This is a genomic window from Janthinobacterium sp. BJB426 (assembly GCF_002735705.1).
Classification (GTDB): Bacteria; Pseudomonadota; Gammaproteobacteria; order Burkholderiales; family Burkholderiaceae_D; genus Janthinobacterium.
Genome location: NZ_PDZL01000003.1, coordinates 17,973 through 37,398 on the forward strand (window position 1 = coordinate 17,973; position 19,426 = coordinate 37,398).

The window sequence follows — 19,426 nt, forward strand, 5'->3', positions numbered from 1 at the left end:
CTAATAGACGTCGAGCCGGCGCGCCTTCAGTGCGCCGGCCAGCTCTTCCAGGCCAAACGGCTTGCGCAGGAAGCGCGCGCTGGCGTCCTGCATCAGGCTGGCGCCCCAGTCGTGCCCGGAAGCAAACACCACGTCCAGCTGCGGCCAGTGCGCGCGCGCATGGCGCGCCAGTTCCAGGCCGGACATGGTGGGCAGGCTGATGTCCGTCACCAGCACGTCCAGGCCAGGCAAGGCCAGCAAGGGCAAGGCTTCTTCGGCGCTGGCCACGCCGTGCACGGTGTGGCCCAGCATATTGAGCATTTCCGTCGTCATTTCGCGCGCATCGTCATTGTCTTCCACCAGCAGGATGCGCCGCCCGGACGGGTCCGGCGCACCCACCAGGCGGCGGTCGGCCAGCACATGGCGGATGCGCCGCGCCAGGTCTTCGCGCTGGTACGGTTTGCTCAACAATTCGACGCCCGGATCGAGCCGCCCGCCCTGCATGATGGCGTTGTGCGTATAGCCCGAGGTAAACAACACGGCCAGTTCCGGCAGCAGCAGCTTGGCCTGTTGCGCCAGTTCCTTGCTGCTGACGGGCCCAGGCATGACCACGTCCGTAAACAGCAGGTCGATGGGCACGCCCGTGCCCAGCAAAGCCAGGGCCGAGGCGCCATCGTCCGCGTGCAGCACGTCGTAGCCGAGGCCGCGCAGCATGTCGACCACCGTATGTTGAACTGGAGCATCGTCTTCCACCACGAGGATGGTCTCGCTGCCGCCCAGCACGGGGCCCGTCAGGCCCGGTGGCGGCTCGGCCAGCTTTTCCAGCGAACGGGGCAAGTAAATCTTGAACGTCGTGCCGGCGCCCGGCGCGCTGTGCACCTTGATGTGGCCCGCGCTCTGACGGATGAAGCCGTAAGCCATGGACAGGCCCAGGCCCGTGCCCTCGCCTTCGCGCTTGGTCGTGAAGAAAGGCTCGAAAATCTGGTCGATCACGTCGCGCGCCATGCCATGGCCCGTGTCGGTGATGGTCAGCAGCACGTATTGCCCTTCCAGCACGTCCGCATGCCGGCTGGCGTAGGCCGCATCGAGCGTGACGTTGCTCAAGGTAAAAGTGAGACGCCCGCCCTTCTCCATCGCGTCGCGCGCGTTGATGGCCATGTTCAGCAGCACGTTTTCCATCTGATTCGGGTCGACCAGGGTATGCCACAAGCCTTCGCTGATGAAGGTTTCCTCGGCAATCGCTTCGCCCAGGGCGCGGCGGATCAGCTCATGCATGCGGCGCAGCAAGCGCCCCAGGTCCGTCACCAGCGGCCGCAAAGGTTGACGCCGCGCAAAGGCCAGCAGTTGCGACGACAGCTTGGCGCCCCGTTCGACGGCCGAGGCGGCCGAAGCGAGGCGCCTGGCCGCCTGCGGATTGTCGGCCACGGTCAGCTTCAGCAACTGCAAATTGCCCGAGATAATTTGCAGCACGTTATTGAAATCGTGGGCCACGCCACCCGTCAGCTTGCCGATCGATTCCAGCTTTTGTGCCTGCAATAAAGCTTGCTCGCTGCGCACCAGCGCCAATCGCGCCTCCTTCTCGTCCGTGACGTCGCGGCCGATGGCGTGGATCAGCTTTTGCGCCGGCACGGCCGTCCAGGAAATCCAGCGGTAGCCGCCATCGCGGCGCCGGTAGCGGTTTTCCATGCGCAAGGTGGGCGCGCCATGGGCCAGGCGCGACAAATCCTTCAAGGCCGCCATGCGGTCGTCGGGATGCACGAGGCTGATGAAATCCATGCCCAGCGACTCGATTTCCGGCCGCTCGAGGATCTTGCTCCAGGCGGGATTGACGGCGATGATCATGCCGGCCAGGTCGGCCACCAGCATGATGTCGGTCGACAGCCGCCACATGCGGTCGCGGTCGGCCGTGCGGTTGGCCATTTCCACTTCCAGCGAGGAATTCAGGTAGGCCATCTTTTCCAGCACGTTCTTTTGTTCCTGCACGTCCGTATTCGTGCCCACCCAGCGCAGCACCGTGCCCGCTTCGTCGAACAGGGGCAAGGCGCGCGCCAGGAACCAGCGGTAGGCGCCGTCGCTGGCGCGGCGCATGCGGAACTCGTGTTCATAGGCGCTGGCGGTGGCGACGGCCCGGTCCCAGCTTTTTTGCGTGGCCTGCACGTCGTCCGGATGCACGCAGTGGCGAAAACCGCTGGTGACCAGCGACTTCAGCGATTGCCCCGTGTACTCGCACACCTGCTCGTTGACCCAGTAGGTGGCGCCGCTGCCATGCGCGAGCCAGGCCTGGTTCGGCATGGTGGAAGCGAGCGAACGGAACTGCGCTTCGCTGTCGAGCAAGGCATTGCGCGCCTGCCAGTGTTCGTCGATATCCTCGCACGAGCCATACCATTTCGCCGGCTGGCCGCGCCCGTCTTGCCGGCAGTAGGCGCGCGAATGCATCCAGCGGTACTGGCCGTCTTGCCGGCGCACGCGCATTTCCTGGTCGAAAGGCTGACCGCTGCCCACCGCTTCGCTCCAGGCCGCCAAGGAATGGGGCACATCTTCCGGGTGGATGGCGTCCAGCCAGCTGGTGCCCAGGCCGCTGCCGCCCGTCCATTCGCGCCAGCGCTGCGCCACATAGTCGAGCTTGCCGTCGACGTCGGCCGTCCACAGCACTTGCGTGTTGAGTTCTATGGCGTAATGAAAGTGTTCGCGGCTGTCGTGCAGCGCCTGTTCCAGCTGGCCCCGCTCGATGACATGCGCGGCCACGCGCGCGGCCAGCGCCAGCAATTCGGTTTCGGGTTGCGTCGGATGGCATGGCGCGGGGAAAAACAGGCCCAGCACGCCCAGGATATGCCCCTTGGCGCCAAACACGGGAGCAACCCAGCAGGCGCGGTAGCCGTGCAGCATGGCTTCCTTGCGTCCCGCGCTCCAGTTCACGTCACGCGTGATGTCGCCGCAATACACGGGCGCGCCGGAAAAGGCGGCCGTGCCGAACGGGGATGGCTGCTCGCCGCCGTGGCGCAGGGCCAGGCACAGGTCTTGTGGCAGGCTGGGCGCGGACAAGCCGCAAAAGCGGTCGGCTTCGTCGATGAGCACGAGGCAGGCATGCGCGCCGCCCTCGGCCAGGTCTTGCAGCGCCAGCAACAAATGCTCCAATGCATGAGCCAGGTCGGCGCCTGCCGCGATGCTGCCCAGCGCACTATGCTCGGCGTCCAGCAAGGAAAGAATGTTGTTTGCGTGCACCGTGTCGATAAGGGGAAAACTGATGCCCGAAATATACCATGGGGCACCCCTCTTGCAGGAGGAAAACAGCGCAGTGCTTGATCTCTGCGCCCACGCGGTCCTATGCTAAAGTGTTGCTCTCTTCTCAAGCGAATTCCAGCATGCCTACTTCCCTGCCATCCTCCCTGATCGCCACCGCCCTGCTCGCCTCGGTCCACGGCGCCGTCGCCGCCCCCATGAGCCTGGACGATTACCTGGCCCTGAACGGCCCCCCGCCTACGGCGCAGATCGCGTATGGCCCCGCGCCGTCGCAATACGCGCAGCTGTTCCGACCCGAAGGCAGCGGACCGTTCCCCGTCGTCGTGCTCGTGCATGGCGGCTGCTGGACGGTAGCCTTCGGCGGCATCAAGCAGATGCGCAACGTGGCCGGCGCCCTCGTGGCGCAAGGCATCGCCGTGTGGAATGTGGAATACCGGCGCGTGGACGAGCCGGGTGGCGGCTATCCGGGCACCTACGAAGACATGCACGCGGCACTGGACAGCCTGCAGCAGCACGCCCCCGAATACCAGCTGGACGTGAACCGCCTCCTCGCCATGGGCCACTCGGCAGGCGGCCAGCTGGTGCAATGGATCGCCGGCCGGGAAAGGCTGCCAAAGACCACCCCCCTGTACCGCGACAAGTTCCTGCCAGTAAAAAACATTGTCAGCCTGGGCGGCCTGGCCGACCTGCGCCATGAGAAAGACTTGATCAAGACCAGCTGCGAGCGCGACATCGCCCAACTGGCAGGCAGCGCCAGCACTGACCGCCCCGACATCTACAGCGACACCAACGCCGCCGACCTGATCCCCAACGGCAGCCGCACCGTCCTTGTCACGGGAGAACTGGACACCATCTCCCCACCCCGCGTCGCGCACGACTACGCGGCCAAGGCCAAGCTGGCCGGCGACCATGCGGAAGTGCTGATTTTGCCAGGAGCCAGCCATTACGACGAGATTGCGGCGACGTCGAATGCGTGGGGGATGATTTTGCCTGTGGTGCGGGGGATGTTGGGGATGCTGCCTTGAAGCATCATTCCGGTTTGGGGCCATGCATGATTCAAGTAGAAGTTCTCGACGAAAACGTGTCATGGCCATTCACGATTCCTCCCGGCCGCAGCAATCACGATGGAACTCCACCGCGCTTGGCCGAACTCAGCGCAAATGCCAAGTCCTGGCATTTAACCGGGTGGCGCGATGGCAGTTCGAATTCCATCATGTGTTTCGAATTTGTCGCGTTCACAAAGAGCTAAGAGCTGCGCAGATAAATACTTAGTTTTGAGCGGCAACTGATTTCACTTCAGTTCGGTGTTGCTGAACAGCTCAGTCGTCCAGTCAGCGAACGCTCGCATCGCCGGCGATAGGAAGCGGTGATGGGGGTAGAGCAATGATACCGGCACCGGCGTCGGCCGGCTGTGGGCTAGCACCTCGACCAATTTTCCGGCCTGCAAATGGTCCGCTACCAGAATCTCAGCTAGCTGCGTCAAACCGTGGCCATCAAGGCACAGCTTGATGTACAGCCCAGTCTCATTGACCGCGACCGTTCCCGGCACCGGGACGACAATGCTGATGTCTTCGTCGACGAAATGCAGATCGCTCCCTCGCCGCGTCGTGCTGGAAAAATAGTGGACCGCCCGGTGTCCTGGCAAATCCGCCAGGACACCGGGAACACCGTGTTCGGCCAGGTAGGAAGGCGCCGCGCAGGTGATCCAGCTCAGCTCGCCTAGGCGTCGCGCGACTAGCGCCGAGTCATCAAGGCTGCCGGTGCGGATGACGCAATCGACGCCTTCCTGTATCAAGTCTACCTGGCGATCATTCACGCCGATCATCAGGTAGATGTCCGGGTACCGCTGCTGGAATTGCCACAACCGCGGCAGTATCACGGCATGGGCAATGCCGCCAGGCATATCCACACGCAGGCGTCCTTGCGGGCGCTCGCTTGAGCCTTGCAGGCTCGATTCGGTGTCGGCTATCAGGTCGAGTATTTCGCGGCAACGGTGGAAGTAGCGTTCGCCTTCCGGTGTCACGCTGAGGTTTCTAGTGGAACGGTTCAGCAGGCGCGTCTGCAAGTGTTTTTCCAGCCGCTTGATGATGCCGGTGACCGACGATGCGGGCAAGCCCAAGGTCTCTGCTGCGCGTACAAAACTCTTGCTCTCGACCACGCGAAGGAATACCTGCATTGCTTGTACGCGATCCATGTCTTGTCCGTGTGGCGCTAAAGGAAACGGCACTATACCCCAATATTGTTCGGATTTTCTGCATGCTGAAAACCTCCTGGGCTGCTTTTTCTGCGTTGCTGCACCTGCTACAGTGCAGGCATCATACTTACAGGAGAAACAACAATGTCCGATCAGGACCGCCAACTGCTGGTGCCGCCAAGCTATCCGATGAGCCAAACGGATCCTAACGCCACGTCTCAAAACATTCTCGTGCTCGGTGCCGGGGAGCTCGGCCTTCCGGTGCTACGCAATCTTGCGCGCCGCGCGAAGGACGTGGAAGGTGCAAAGATCAGCGTGCTGCTGCGCGCAAGTGCCGTTGAGTCCAGTGCATCAGGCAGGCGACATGATATCGCGGAGATCCAAGGTCTTGGGATCGAGATCGTCATAGGCGACCTTGTGAAGAGCACCATTGATGAGCTCGCCGGAGTATTTGCGCAATATGACACAGTAATCGGTTGCGCAGGCTATGCCGTGGGAATCGACACGCCAATGAAGCTGGCGCGGGCAGCCTTGCAGGCGCGGATACCGAGATACTTCCCATGGCAGTTCGGGGTCGATTTTGACGTGATCGGTCGTGGCAGTCCACAGGACATCTTCGACGCACAGTTGGACGTGCGCGAGTTACTGCGCAGTCAGCACCAGACTGAGTGGGTCATCATCTCGACCGGGATGTTCATGAGCTACCTGTTTGAGCCGGAATTCGGTGTTGTTGACCTGCACGACGACGCAGTCCACGCCCTGGGCAGTCTTGACACCGCTGTGACGTTGACGACTCCGCACGATATTGGAGCGCTGACTGCCGAGATCGTGTTCTCCAAACCCCGTATCCGGAACGAGATCGTATATCTGGCTGGCGACACCGTGACTTACGGGGAGGTCGCCGACAAGCTTCAAGCGGCCCTTGGCCGCCCCTTCAGGCGTTCGGAGTGGAGCGTGCAGTATTTGTTGGACGAGCTGGCGCGCGACCCGCAAAACATGATGCGTAAGTATCGTGCGGCCTTTGCTCAGGGGCGGGGTGTCGCATGGGACAAGCAAGGCACGTTCAATCAACTCCGCACCCTTCCTGTTACCGACGTGGCATCATGGATCAATGCAAACCTTATTTCTGGCCGCAGCGAGTAATCGTGAGTCCGGCAGTCTAGGCAAACTGCATCGACGACAGCCCCTCTGAGCTGCTCCGAGCAGATGGTTCGGTAGAGTAGATGTTGTTTAATTCAGGGCGTGCAGTCGCCCGTTTCTAAATATGGAATCAATAACAGTGATGGCAATAAAGTGGATGAACCAGGAGGTGCGAAGCTACAATGGCCTCATGTGCAGCAACGGTGACATCTACGAAGTGCACGAAACCTGGATGGTCGGAGTACATGAAAAACAGGAGCTTGGCGGTTGGCTCAATGTCGCGATTCTGGCGCAAGAAGAGCTGTATGGTGGACAGTACATAGTTAAATGCGGAGAGGCTATGGAACACGGCTCAATCGGCGTAGTCGTTTTGGAATCGCTGCAAAATCATGAACCTGTTTGGACGTTTGTTTCGGATCAATCCAATCCATTTGATCAAATAACAATCAAGGGCGACTGGGTTGTGGTGCTGTCAACGTCAGGCGCCGTGTTACGGTTTGGTGCGCCAATGAGGGAGGCAAGGCTTCTGCTTCCGAGTACGTCGATCAATGATACTAACGACGGGCGCTTGTAAAGCGAGACGCTGCTCTTCCGCTATGCTTAGGTGATGCCTTTTAGGCAGCCTCCTCCCATAATCGGACATTGGAAAGCATTCATCGGCTCCCCCCAACCATTATTATTAGAGGCGTATTGTTTAGAGATGTGCTTGATAAATCAGAAAATGATATGCCTGGCGTTAAGTGCCATGCTCCTTGGGCCAATAACGGCGAAGGCCGATATTATTCAACGGCATGTGTTTACGGCTATTTCTAGCGGGCAGGACAGCGAAGGTGCCGAGGTACTCACCGTGGCGGAAACGACTGCATGTGGTGGCAATCAGCTGCGCATGAAGGAGGGGATGCTCGAGAACAAAGACGAATATGCGGACCTCAGATCCGGACTCGTCCAACGGATCCACGATAAGACACCAATGGCCGTGACCTTGTTTGGCTGCCCTGCAGGGAAAACTGGCGAGGAGGCGATACCGTTTGCACGCATGATTGCCGGTTGCGGCCCCAGCTCCTGTTTCGACGATAAGGCGCGCCTGTACTTGGACGAAGAACTCATGCCGCAGGTCAAGGAGCGCTCGCCTTATCTGCTGGTGTTGCCCTTGCCGAAAGCAGCGCTTCCCGGTACTTGGAAGGTGGAGATCTTCGATACGATAAGACGCGACGTGGTGCGAATCTCCGGACAGACCGATGCGGCTGATTTTGTTTCAGGCAAGATGGTAGGCGATTACCGGGATTATGATAGCGATGGCAATATCGGATCACAGGTAAGGCTCGATGCAAATGGGCGCAAACATGGAGTCGCGACTACATATTTTGACGACGGCAAGCTGGAGTCGTTGGGACAATGGCGCGATGGTCTGCCCGTAGGTGTGCAAAACAGTTACCACCGTAACGGCAAGCTATACATTCGGCTAGTTTACAATGAGAAAGGCGAGCTGCAGAGTACTGAGCAGTTCAACGAGCAAGGCGTACTGGTGCATTCAGATGGTCAGATGTCGAAAAAATGAACTGATGCAGTGTGTCAGGTGCCAGAAGTATGTAGAGAGATGTAGCAACCATGCAAGGCGCCCTGGAGTGTAGGCTAGTTTTCAAGTTAGTGAGGTTGACTGCAAGCGGCTGCGGATTCAATCGGTCAACGCAACACACTGTTCAAATCGTTGAGCCGGTGTTTGGTAGTGTAGCGTCTTCCTGGGGCGCTCGTTGAGTCTTCTGGCTACCGCATCGAGTTGCTCTTGCGAATACGTGGAAATATCCAATCCCTTGGGGAAATACTGGCGCAACAGGCCATTGGTATTTTCATTCGAACCACGCTGCCAAGGGTTCTGTGGATCGCAGAAGTAGACCTGGATATCGGTGGCCAACGTAAAGCGTTTATGCCCAGCCAGCTCGCTGCCACGATCCCAGGTCAGTGATTTGTACAGTTCGTGGGGCAGCCTGCGGGCATTGTCAATCAATGCGTTGACCACCGTTTCGGTATTTTTGGCAACGACTTTTATCAGCATGACATAGCGCGTCTGGCGCTCAACCAAGGTCACGATCTGGCTGTTGTGGCTGCCGCAGAGCAGGTCCCCCTCCCAATGCCCGGGCACCGCTCGATCCACTGCCGACGCTGGACGCTCGCTGATCGACACGGCGTCGACAATTCTGCCGTGGTTGTCCGTCTTTTGGGTGTGATGACGTGAGCGGCGCATGGCGCGCGTACGGCGCAAGTGCTCCAGCAGCTCCTTCTTTAAGGCGCCTCGGGCCTGGATATAGAGGCTGCGGTAAATGGTTTCGTGCGACACGTGATACTCCTCATGGCTCGTGAACAGCTGCTTGAGCCAGCCAGCAATCTGTTCCGGCGACCACTGCAATTGGAGCTTGCTGGCAACCATGTTGGCCAGCATGCGGCTCTCCGTCAACTTACAAGGTTTGGGGCGGCACGCCTGATCCCAAGCATGCTGATCCGCCTGAATCGCACGATATGCTTCGCGGCCACCATTGCGCCTGAGTTCCCTGCTGATGGTCGATGGTGCTCGGCCAAGGCGCCTGGCAAGTGCGCGGATGGATACGCCGGTAACGATGGCACGCGATACCTCCTCGCGCTCGGCCAGTGTTAGCGCCAATCTGGAACGGCGTCGTGGCGCTGGCCGTATGCCACCAGACTCAGCCAGAATCCGCTGTATCGACGAGTGATTCCGATCAAATAGCTGGGCTATCATCTGCAGGGAGTCGCCTTGTTTCCAGCGCTCCCACATCAAGGCCTTCTGGGTATCGGTGTAATAAATGCGTGGTTTCTGTTTCATCTTCAACACTCCTGTAACCTGGACGTTTAGGTTAGAGTGTTGCGACCACCGATTGAATCCGCAGCCAAAAGCAGACGGTCGCGCCCTTTACTCCTTTTGACACAGTTATATCCTGCTCAGTGGAATATGAATGAAAGCCGAAGTTCAGCAAAACAAGATCGTCGTTCTTTCCGGCTCGGGGCTAAGCGCGGAGAGTGGACTACCGACGTTTCGCGATTCGAACGGGCTTTGGAACGAATTTTCTTGGCATGAAGTTGCGTCGCCTGAGGGCTGGAAGGCTCGACCAGAAGCAGTGCTGGCCTTTTACAACGAGCGCCGAGCAAAGGCTTCAGAGGCTGCACCAAACGCTGCTCATGAAGCTATTGCATCGCTTGAAGCGGCATATGACGTCGTAGTGATCACACAAAATGTAGATGAGCTGCACGAACGGGCTGGCTCTACCAAGATAGTTCACCTCCACGGTCAACTCTCATGCGCAAGAGGTACATCGGATCGGCCTAAGCGCTATCGCATTGGTTCGGCCCCAATTCTACTGGGGCAACTTTGCGAAGACGGTACTCAGCTCCGTCCAGACATCGTATGGTTTGGTGAAAATGTTCAGCGCATTGAAGAGGCACGCCAGCACGTTGCTTCCGCGGCGAAAGTCCTTGTAGTCGGAACTTCACTATCTGTCTATCCAGCAGCTGCTCTAGTGAAGGTGGCGCGCGGGCGCGCTGAAAAGGTTCTTAACGGTTTGGATATCGGCAAAGTCCCATTCGGATTCAGTTTTTTACGCGGCAACGCCACAAGCATCGTTCCGAAGTTAGTCGAAAAATGGTTGGGCCAAGCTCTATAAACTTCTGCTAAAAATAGTGTTGCCAGGTCCGCTTTGGGGCGTAAGCAGACCTTCCTCAACCGCAAACCGCCAACGACAGCAAGAACACGCCCGCGCCCCAAACAAAGGCCCCCGGGCCCAGCGGGCCTGAAAAATGGCCAGGGCAAGGCGCGCGGGCGAAGACAGTACGCATGTACGGCGAGACCAAGCAACGCAGCCATGGACATTTTCTCAGGCCCGCGGCTCTGGCCCGCTGTTCTTAAATATTACTGAACACGTGCCAGGTACTGGGCCAGTTGGGCAAAGGTAGCCTTGAAGCCTTCCGTCATCGACTCATGCCCTTGGACAAAAGTCTCATGCTGCTCATCGGTGGCCTTGTGCGGCGTGGACCGTAACGTCATCGTCGTCTTGCCATTCTCTTCCGTGAGCGTCATGGTATTGAACGATTCCAGCGGCCAGGTGGCGCTGACCGGGTGCTGCACCGCATTGCCCTGCCTGTCCGCAAACGACAGGATGGAAACGATGCGTTCAGGCGCTTCGATAGACTGGTAAGTGAACTTGCCCCACATCTCGTAGCCATTATCGGCGCGCATGCCGTAGTGGAAAATGCCGCCCGGCTGCAAGTCCAGCGCCAGCACGCTCAATTCGAAGCCGACAGGTCCCCACCACTGCGCCAGGCGCTCCGGCTCCACCCACGACTGGAACACCAGTTCGCGCGGCGCGTCGAAGGTTTGCGTGATGACAAAGTCGCTGCTGTCGCGGTGCTGTCCGTCCTGCTTCTGTTCTGCGGTGGTCATGGCGCTCTCCTGATGGTGATGGACTGGCACTAATGTACCAGCGGCGCCGATAAACGGGAAGGCCTGTACGTCGGCCAAACCAGCATGCTAGAATATTAGTTAGATACCTAACCATTAGACGACTTACTTTATGATTTCTATCGAAGAGCGCTTTTCCGCCGCGCTCCACAAGACGGCGCGCGGCTGGCGCCATGCCATCGACCGGCGCCTGAAAGACCTGGACCTGGGGCAAGCGAGCTGGATGTGCATCGCCATGATCGCCAAGTCGCCGCAGCCGCCCTCGCAAAGCGAGCTGGCCCATCAACTGGGCGTGGAAAACCCCACCATGGTGTCGATGCTGGACCGGCTCGTGAAATCGGGCTTCGTGCAGCGCCAGCCATCGGAAACGGACCGCCGCGTGAAACTCGTCGTGCTGACCGAGGCGGGCCTGCAAGTGTATGACACCGTGCGCAAGGAAGCGGATGGCTTCCGCAAGGAACTGCTGCAGGGAATTGATCCCGATCAGTTGCTGGCCGCCACCGAACTGCTGGAAGCGTTACAGGCGGCCACGGAGAAATCCGCATGAGTTCGGCCACAGCCAGCGCCACACCGGCGCTGCCCGCTTCACAAGACCCCACCCTGAACCGGCGCATGATCACGATTTCGATCATGCTCGCCACCATCATCCAGGCGCTCGACGGCACCATCGCCAACGTCGCCCTGCCCCACATGCAGGGCAGCCTGTCCGCCTCGCAAGACCAGATCACCTGGGTACTGACCTCCTTCATCGTTGCCGCCGCCATCGCCACGCCCCTGACGGGCTGGCTGTGCGACCGCTTCGGCCAGAAGAACACCTTTCTCGTGTCTGTTGCCGGCTTCACGCTCGCGTCCGTGCTGTGCGGCCTGTCCGGCACCCTGTCCGAGATCGTCGCGGCCCGTTTGCTGCAAGGCGTATTCGGCGCGGCGCTGGTGCCGCTGTCGCAGGCAGTCTTGCTCGACATCAATCCGCGCGAGAAACATGGCTCGGCCATGGCCATCTGGGGCATGGGCGTGATGATCGGCCCCATCCTGGGACCGACACTGGGCGGCTGGCTGACGGACAGCTACAGCTGGCGCTGGGTCTTCTTCATCAACATCCCCATCGGCGCCATGGCCTTCTATGGCATCTGGCGCTACATCCGCAAGGACCCGCCGAACCGCCGCATGAACTTCGACATGTTCGGCTTTGCGACGCTCAGCCTGTCGATCGGCGCGCTGCAGATGCTGCTGGACCGGGGCGAGCAGAACGACTGGTTTTCTTCCACCGAAACGTGGATCGAGGCCATCGTGCTGGCCATGAGCTTGTGCTACTTCATCGCCCACACGGCCCTGCGCCCGGCCGGCAAGTCCTTCCTCGACTACCGCCTGTTGAAAAACTCGAACTATGTGAGCGGCTTGCTGTTCATCTTCATCGTCGGCATGGTGCTGTTCGCCACGCGTGCGCTAACGCCGTCGATGCTGCAAGGCTTGATGAATTACCCGGCGGCTATCGCAGGCCTGGTGACGGCACCCAGCGGCCTGGGCACGATGCTGGCCATGCTGATCGTCGGCAGGCTGACGGGCAAGATCGATACGCGCATCCTGCTGGGCGTGGGCTTTTCCATCACGGCGTTCTCGCTGTGGCAGATGGCCAATTTCACCTTGGATCTGGTGCCGAAAACGGTCGTGTGGAACGGCATCATCCAGGGCATCGGCCTGGGCCTCGTCTTCGTGCCCCTGAGCGCGGCCACGTTTGCCACCCTGTCGCCGCAGATGCGGGCGGAAGGCACGGCGATCTACAGCCTGGTGCGCAATATCGGCAGCAGCATCGGCATTGCGCTCGTACAAACCTTGTTGGTGCGCAATACGCAGATCGCCCATGCGTCCCTGACGGAGCACATCACTATCGCCAATCCGGCCCTGCATGACCCCGGCATTGCCCAGATGTTCGACCTGGGTACGAGCACGGGCATGGCGGCGCTGAATGGCGAAATCACACGGCAGGCGTCGATGATCGCCTACCTCGACGACTTCTGGCTGATGATGTGGCTGACCATCCTCGTGCTGCCGCTCTTGCTCCTGATCAAACCACCGAAGAAGAATGCGCCTGTCGTGGTCGACCACGCGGCCATGGAATAACCCTCATGCACACACCTATGAAACTCTCCCTGCGCATATTGGCGCTCAGCTTGTCGCTGGCCGGCTGCGCCAGCATCCCGCCCGACACGCAACAGTTGCCGCAACAAGACCTGGCCACGATACAGCTGGCGGCCGACATCCACCTGGCCAGCGAAGGCTGGCCCGCCGCACAATGGTGGCACCAGTTCCAGGACGCTCAGCTGGACCAGCTGATTGAAAACGCCCTGTCCGCCAGCCCCAGCCTGGACGTGGCGAATGCCCGCATCGGCTCGGCCCTGTCCGCGTTTGACGCGCAGCATGCGCAGCGCGGCCCCAGGATCGACCTGGGCGCCAATGCCAGCCGCCAGCGCTATTCGGGCAATGGCCTGATGCCGGCCCCCATCGGCGGCAATTACTACAATGAAATCACCGTGGGCGCGCAAGCCCATTACGACCTCGATTGGTGGGGCAAGCACAAGGCGCAGATCGCGGCCAGCCTGGGCGAAGTCAACGCCCGCCGTGCCGAATACGCGATGGCGGAACAAATGCTGGCCGCCGAGATCGCCCGCCACTACTTCAGCATGCAAAACGGCTGGGCCCGCATGGACAACCTGCATGCGCTGGTCAAATTGCAGCAGCAACTGGTGCTCGACAAGGAAAAGCGCATCGCCAACGGCCTCGGCGTCAGCGACGACCACCTGTCCGCACAAACGCGTTTGAGCCTGCTGCAGCAGCAGATTGCCTTGCTGGAAACGCAGATCGTCACGGAACGCGAAGCCTTGCGCGCGCTCCTCGGCGCCGACAGCACGGCCCTGGCGACACTGCAGCCGAAGCAGGCCCAGCCATTGCCGCACGCCCTGCCCGGCAAGCTGGGCATGGAATTGCTGGCGCGCCGGCCCGACTTGCAGGCGGCGCGCTGGCGAGTCCAGGCGGCCATGAGCAACATCGAGGCGGCGCAGGCATCGTTCTACCCCGATATCGACCTGGGTGCCTCGTTCGGCCTCGATGCGATCAAGCTGGGCAAGCTGCTGCAGTCCGGCAGCCGCACCCTGTTCATCGGCCCGGCCCTGTCCTTGCCCCTGTTTGACAGCGGCCGCCTGCAGGCGCAGCTCGGTGGCGCGCGCAGCGAACGCAACGAACTGATCGCCGATTACAACCAGAATGTCTTCAACGTCGTGCGCGACGTGGCGCAGGCCGGCGCCAGGGTGCAAGGCGTGGAAAACCAGCTGCGCCTGCAGCAGGAAAACCTGCGCGCCAGCGAAGCGCAATTGCGCAATGCGAATGCGCGACTCAAGCAAGGTCTGGCCGACCGCGCCACGCAACTGAATGCGGAAATGACCGTGCGCGGCCAGGTGGACCTGGGCATGCAGCTGCAAAACCAGCGCCAGAACGCGGAAATCAGCCTGAGCGTGGCGCTGGGCGGCGGCTACCGGGGCAGCAGCGATTTCGCCGACAGCGCCAGCAAACAATAACCATCGATTACGGAACACATCATGAGCAGCGATACCACAGCAACGACCACCCCCACCGAACAGCCGGGCAAGCGCAAGGCCGTCCTCATCGCCATCACGGCCGCCTTCCTCGTCGCGGGCGCCGCCTGGGGCGCGTATTACCAGCTGGTGCTGGCCAAGGAAGAAGTCACGGACAACGCCTACGTGGGCGGCAACCTGGTCACCCTGTCCGCGCAAGTGACGGGCAATGTCGACGCCATCCGCGCCGACGAGACGCAGATGGTCAAGGCGGGCGCGCCGCTGATCACCCTGAACGCCATCGATGCGGACCTGGCCCTGAGCCAGGCGCAGGCGCGACTGGGCAACGTCGTGCGTCAGGAGCGCGAACGCTATGCGAACGTGGCACAGTACGACGCCGTCATCGAGCAGCGCCGGCTGGCCCTGGCCACGGCGCAAGGCAACCTTTCTCGGCGCGCGCCGCTGGCGGCGGACCAGACGATCTCGGGCGAAGACCTGGCCCATGCGAAACAGGCCGTCGACGATGCGAAAGCGGCGTTGACGGTGGCGCAGCGCCAGGCCGAGTCGACCAAATCGGGCGTGGCTGGCGTGAACCTGGCCAGTCATCCGGCCGTGCTGTCGGCCAGGGGTGACGTGCTGCAAGCGTGGCTGACCGTGCGCCGCAACGCCGTCGTTGCGCCCGTCTCGGGCTATGTCGCCAAGCGCAGCGTGCAACTGGGCACGCACGTAACGCCGGGCACGCCCCTGATGTCCATCGTGCCGCTCGATCAATTATGGGTCGATGCGAACTTCAAGGAGTCCGAATTGCGCAATATCCGTGTTGGCCAGGCGGCGACCATCGAAACGGATTTATATGGCAGCAAGGTGGTGTACCACGGCAAGGTGCTGGGCATGTCGGCCGGCACGGGCAGCGCATTTTCCCTGCTGCCGGCGCAAAACGCCACGGGCAACTGGATCAAGGTGGTACAGCGCGTACCCGTGCGCATCACGCTCGATCCGAAGGAACTGGCCGCCCACCCGCTGCGCATCGGTCTGTCGACCACGGTGACGGTGGACACGAGCCATGGCGAAGGCGCGACCCTGGACCAGCCGATGGTAGCCAGCACTGTCTACACGACCCAGGCCCTGAGCCAGCCGGTGGACGAGGCGGAGAAGATGGCCGATGCCATCATTGCGCAGAATCTTGCACGTTAAACCCAACAGCAAGGAATGGGGGCGTACCCTGAGGGTACGACCCCGGCCTCTGCTTTGCGGGTTTGATCCAGTTTACTTGGCTTTGCCCGCCGCGGCCACCTGGTCGAGTATATGCTTGGGCACGGCCGCATAGTGCTTGAATTCCATCGTGTAGGTGGCGCGGCCCTGGGTCAGCGAACGCAGCGTTGTCGAGTAACCGAACATTTCCGCCAGCGGCACCAGGGCCTTGACGATGCGTCCCGCGCCACCGGGAATATCGTCGACACCCTGCACCATGCCGCGCCGGGCCGTCAAGTCGCCCATGACGTTGCCCATGAACTCTTCCGGCGTTTCCGCCTCCACCTGCATCATCGGTTCCAGCAGCACGGGTGACGCTTTGCGCATGCCATCCTTGAAGGCGATGGAGCCGGCCATGCGGAACGCGTTTTCGTTCGAATCAACGTCGTGGTAGGAACCGAACGTCAAGGTGGCCTTGACGTCGACGACCGGGTAGCCGGCCAGCACGCCCGCCTTCAGTGTTTCGACGATGCCCTTGTCGACGGCCGGAATGAATTCGCGCGGCACCACGCCGCCCTTGATGGCGTCGACGAACTGGTAGCCTGTGCCTGGCGGCAAGGGTTCGAGTTTGAGCACCACGTGGCCGTACTGGCCCCGTCCGCCCGATTGCTTGACGAACTTGCCCTCCACGTCTTCCACAGCGCGCGTGATGGTTTCGCGGTACGCCACCTGCGGCTTGCCCACATTGGCTTCCACGCCGAATTCGCGCCGCATGCGGTCGACCAGGATTTCCAGGTGCAGCTCGCCCATGCCCGACATGATGGTCTGGCCCGATTCCTCGTCCGTATGCACCCTGAACGACGGGTCTTCCTGCGCCAGACGGTTCAGGGCGATGCCCATCTTTTCCTGGTCAGGCTTGGTCTTTGGTTCGACCGCCTGCGAGATCACGGGTTCCGGGAAAATCATCTTTTCCAGCACGATGATGTGGTCGATGGCGCACAGGGTGTCACCCGTGGTGACGGCTTTCAGGCCCACGGCGGCGGCGATGTCGCCCGCATACACTTCCTTGATTTCCTTGCGCTCGTTCGCATGCATCTGCAGGATGCGCCCCAGCCGCTCGCGCGCGCTCTTGGTGGGGTTGTAGACCATGTCGCCCGAGTTCACCACGCCCGAATACACGCGGAAGAACGTCAGCTGCCCCACGAACGGGTCCGTCATGATCTTGAAGGCCAGCGCGGAAAAGTATTCCTCATCCGTGGGATGCCGCTCCACCTCGTTGTCGTGCTCGTCGTGCCCCATGATGGGCGGCACTTCCATCGGTGACGGCAAGTATTCAATGACGGCATCGAGCATCGCCTGCACGCCCTTGTTCTTGAAGGCACTGCCACACAACATGGGCACGATCTCGTTGCGGATGGTGCGCGCGCGCAAGGCCTGTTTCAGCTCCGCTTCCGTAAACGTGTCGCCATTCAGGTAGCGTTCCGTCATGTCCAGCGTGGCTTCGGCCGCGTGCTCGACCATGTGGTCATGCCACTCCTGCGCCTGCGGCAGCAGCTCGGCGGGAATCTCGCCATAGCTGAACTGCACGCCCTGGCTGGCGTCATCCCAGGTGATGGCGCGCATTTTCAACAGGTCGATCACGCCCGTGAAATGCTCTTCCGCGCCGATGGGCAGCTGGATGGGCACGGCCACGCCCTTCAGGCGCTCGGCGATCTGCTTGCGCACGCGCAAGAAATCCGCGCCCACGCGATCCATCTTGTTGATGAAGGCGATGCGCGGCACATGGTATTTATTGGCTTGCCGCCAGACGGTTTCCGATTGCGGCTGCACGCCGCCGACGGCATCGTAGACCATCACGGCGCCGTCGAGCACGCGCATCGAGCGCTCCACCTCAATCGTGAAATCCACGTGGCCGGGCGTATCGATGATGTTGATCCGGTGTTCGGGGAAGTTGCCGGCCATGCCTTTCCAGAACGCCGTGGTGGCGGCCGAGGTGATGGTGATGCCCCGTTCCTGCTCCTGCTCCATCCAGTCCATGGTGGCAGCGCCATTGTGCACTTCGCCGATCTTGTGATTGACCCCCGTATAAAACAGGATGCGCTCGGTGGTGGTGGTCTTGCCGGCGTCGATATGGGCGCTGATGCCAATGTTGCGGTAGCGCTCGATAGGTGTTTTGCGGGTCATCACAATCTCCATGGCTAGCCCCGGCCTCACTGGGTTTGCGCCGGTTTTCCAGTGTAGCAGACATCGATTTGGGCGGTACGGCAGCAGGCTGTTTACCAAGCGCACAACACTGTCCTCCGCGCGCACGTCAGGGACGCTGGGGGAAATGTGCGATTCAGCTATACTTTCAACTCTATTAATCTAACAAAGATTAATCAGGATCAAGACGCACGGTGATTTATCGTGCAAGGCGACGCCGCCGGCATGCAGCCCAGGTGCGCACCGAACGACATGCCCCACTCAGCCTATGACTATCCGACTAAGAAAAATAATCCTCACTTCCCTGCTGGCGTCGCCAGCGCTGGCCATGGCCGGCGAACTGGAACAGCAAATGCAGCGTTGCGCCGTGCTTGGTGACGCCAGCGCCCGTTTGGGCTGCTTCGACACCCTGGCCAAGGCGGCGGAACAGGCCACCATCGCGGCCGGCGGCGATCCCGCCACCGCGGCTGTCACCCTGGCCGCCGCCGCCGAAGTCGCCCCGCTCACGTTTGTCAGCCCGCCTGGCGTGGCCACGCCGGACGCCGTCAACGCCGCCATTCCCGCCATCGCACAGGCAGGCTCGGCGCCACCGGAAGCACCAATTTCCCGCACGCAACAGTCCTGGGAACTCAACGACGCCTCGAAGCGCGGGCTGTTCAATTTCCGTCCGCACCGCGACACCTATCTGTTGCTGGCCAATTACAGCGACGCCTCCAACGACGAACCGTTCCAGGATTTCACGCCGGCCGGCATCAAGAGCCAGCACGTGGAATTGACGTTCCAGCTGAGCTTCAAGATGAAGCTGCTGGAAGACATCGCCGGCACGCCCATCGACATGTGGTTCGGCTACACGCAGCAAAGTTTCTGGCAGGCGTATAACCGCAAGGCCTCAAGCCCGTTCCGCGAGACCAATTACCAGCCGGAACTGATGTTGGTCATGCCGATCAACAAGAATTTCGCGGGCATCGAGTTCAATTACCTGAACTTCGGCCTCGTGCACCAGTCCAACGGACAGACGTCGACGCTGTCGCGCAGCTGGAACCGCGTGTATGCCGAGCTGGGCATGGAGAAGGACAACCTGGCCGTCGCGGCGCGCGTCTGGCACCGCCTCGACAATGGCAAGACCGACAACGACAATATCGACATCACCGATTACATGGGACATGGCGACTTGCGCGTGAGCTACCGCAACAAGGGGCATGAATACGCCGTGACGGCCCGCCGCAATTTCAGCAAGAAGCATGGCTCCATGCAGGCCAGCTGGGCTTTCCCCTTGAAGGCCAACCTGAAAGGCTATCTGCAACTGTTCTCCGGCTATGGCCAGAGCTTGATCGACTACAACTATTCGCAGAAATCGATCGGCGCCGGTTTCATGGTCGACCTGTAAGCAACACAGTCACGCAAACAAAAATGGCGCCGAGGGCGCCATTTCTTATGGGAAATATCTGG

15 protein-coding genes are annotated in these 19,426 nt (G+C 60.9%); 10 read left to right on the forward strand and 5 right to left on the reverse strand.

Annotated elements, in window-relative coordinates:
* The gene (locus tag CSQ93_RS05565) at positions 1-3,201 is read right to left on the reverse strand and encodes a PAS domain-containing protein (protein WP_233516060.1); all 3,201 of its coding nucleotides are present in this window, start codon (positions 3,199-3,201) and stop codon (positions 1-3) included.
* Between the two features lie 140 nt (positions 3,202-3,341).
* On the opposite strand from CSQ93_RS05565, the gene CSQ93_RS05570 reads away from it, so the two are divergent.
* The gene (locus tag CSQ93_RS05570; protein ID WP_099377166.1) at positions 3,342-4,244 is read left to right on the forward strand and encodes an alpha/beta hydrolase; all 903 of its coding nucleotides are present in this window, start codon (positions 3,342-3,344) and stop codon (positions 4,242-4,244) included.
* Between the two features lie 266 nt (positions 4,245-4,510).
* Here the strand turns inward: CSQ93_RS05570 and CSQ93_RS05575 are convergent, their stop codons facing one another.
* Positions 4,511-5,413: a LysR family transcriptional regulator gene (locus CSQ93_RS05575; RefSeq protein WP_099377167.1), complete on the reverse strand. Its 903-nt coding sequence runs from the start codon at positions 5,411-5,413 to the stop codon at positions 4,511-4,513.
* 189 nt (positions 5,414-5,602) lie between these two features.
* Between CSQ93_RS05575 and CSQ93_RS05580 the strand changes: the two genes are divergently transcribed.
* The 3 genes from CSQ93_RS05580 to CSQ93_RS05590 all read left to right on the forward strand — a co-directional run bounded on the left by CSQ93_RS05580 (position 5,603) and on the right by CSQ93_RS05590 (position 8,111).
* Complete coding sequence (locus CSQ93_RS05580) at positions 5,603-6,556, forward strand: aromatic alcohol reductase (protein ID WP_099377552.1); 954 nt, start codon at positions 5,603-5,605, stop codon at positions 6,554-6,556.
* Positions 6,557-6,692: 136 nt separating this feature from the next.
* Positions 6,693-7,127, forward strand: coding sequence for a hypothetical protein (locus CSQ93_RS05585; RefSeq protein ID WP_233516061.1), 435 nt, complete (start codon positions 6,693-6,695; stop codon positions 7,125-7,127).
* 132 nt (positions 7,128-7,259) lie between these two features.
* Positions 7,260-8,111 carry a toxin-antitoxin system YwqK family antitoxin gene (locus CSQ93_RS05590; protein WP_158301135.1) on the forward strand — a complete coding sequence of 284 codons (852 nt, stop codon included), beginning with the start codon at positions 7,260-7,262 and terminating at the stop codon, positions 8,109-8,111.
* Between the two features lie 117 nt (positions 8,112-8,228).
* Here CSQ93_RS05590 and CSQ93_RS05595 read toward each other — a convergent pair whose 3' ends face one another.
* On the reverse strand, positions 8,229-9,389 hold the full coding sequence (locus CSQ93_RS05595; RefSeq protein WP_099377170.1) for an IS30 family transposase: 1,161 nt from the start codon (positions 9,387-9,389) through the stop codon (positions 8,229-8,231).
* 130 nt (positions 9,390-9,519) lie between these two features.
* Between CSQ93_RS05595 and CSQ93_RS05600 the strand changes: the two genes are divergently transcribed.
* Positions 9,520-10,224, forward strand: coding sequence for an SIR2 family NAD-dependent protein deacylase (locus CSQ93_RS05600; RefSeq protein ID WP_099377171.1), 705 nt, complete (start codon positions 9,520-9,522; stop codon positions 10,222-10,224).
* A gap of 245 nt (positions 10,225-10,469) precedes the next feature.
* Here CSQ93_RS05600 and CSQ93_RS05605 read toward each other — a convergent pair whose 3' ends face one another.
* A complete protein-coding gene (locus CSQ93_RS05605) occupies positions 10,470-11,000 on the reverse strand; it encodes an SRPBCC family protein (RefSeq protein WP_099377172.1) in 531 nt (176 codons plus the stop codon).
* 130 nt (positions 11,001-11,130) lie between these two features.
* Between CSQ93_RS05605 and CSQ93_RS05610 the strand changes: the two genes are divergently transcribed.
* The 4 genes from CSQ93_RS05610 to CSQ93_RS05625 are packed head-to-tail and all read left to right on the forward strand — an operon-like array spanning position 11,131 to position 15,778.
* Positions 11,131-11,565 carry a MarR family winged helix-turn-helix transcriptional regulator gene (locus CSQ93_RS05610; protein WP_099377173.1) on the forward strand — a complete coding sequence of 145 codons (435 nt, stop codon included), beginning with the start codon at positions 11,131-11,133 and terminating at the stop codon, positions 11,563-11,565.
* Entirely contained in the window at positions 11,562-13,136 is a 1,575-nt protein-coding gene (locus CSQ93_RS05615; RefSeq protein WP_099377174.1) for a DHA2 family efflux MFS transporter permease subunit, read from the forward strand. Before CSQ93_RS05610 ends, CSQ93_RS05615 begins: the two co-directional genes overlap by 4 nt.
* Before the next feature lie 5 nt (positions 13,137-13,141).
* Complete coding sequence (locus CSQ93_RS05620) at positions 13,142-14,587, forward strand: efflux transporter outer membrane subunit (RefSeq protein ID WP_099377175.1); 1,446 nt, start codon at positions 13,142-13,144, stop codon at positions 14,585-14,587.
* Between the two features lie 21 nt (positions 14,588-14,608).
* Positions 14,609-15,778 (forward strand): HlyD family secretion protein, encoded by a 1,170-nt coding sequence (locus tag CSQ93_RS05625; protein ID WP_099377176.1) that lies wholly within the window; start codon positions 14,609-14,611, stop codon positions 15,776-15,778.
* A gap of 72 nt (positions 15,779-15,850) precedes the next feature.
* Here CSQ93_RS05625 and fusA read toward each other — a convergent pair whose 3' ends face one another.
* Positions 15,851-17,959: an elongation factor G gene (fusA, locus tag CSQ93_RS05630; protein ID WP_099377553.1), complete on the reverse strand. Its 2,109-nt coding sequence runs from the start codon at positions 17,957-17,959 to the stop codon at positions 15,851-15,853.
* 286 nt (positions 17,960-18,245) lie between these two features.
* Between fusA and CSQ93_RS05635 the strand changes: the two genes are divergently transcribed.
* Entirely contained in the window at positions 18,246-19,364 is a 1,119-nt protein-coding gene (locus tag CSQ93_RS05635) for a phospholipase A (RefSeq protein WP_233516062.1), read from the forward strand.
* Positions 19,365-19,426: the final 62 nt, after the last annotated feature.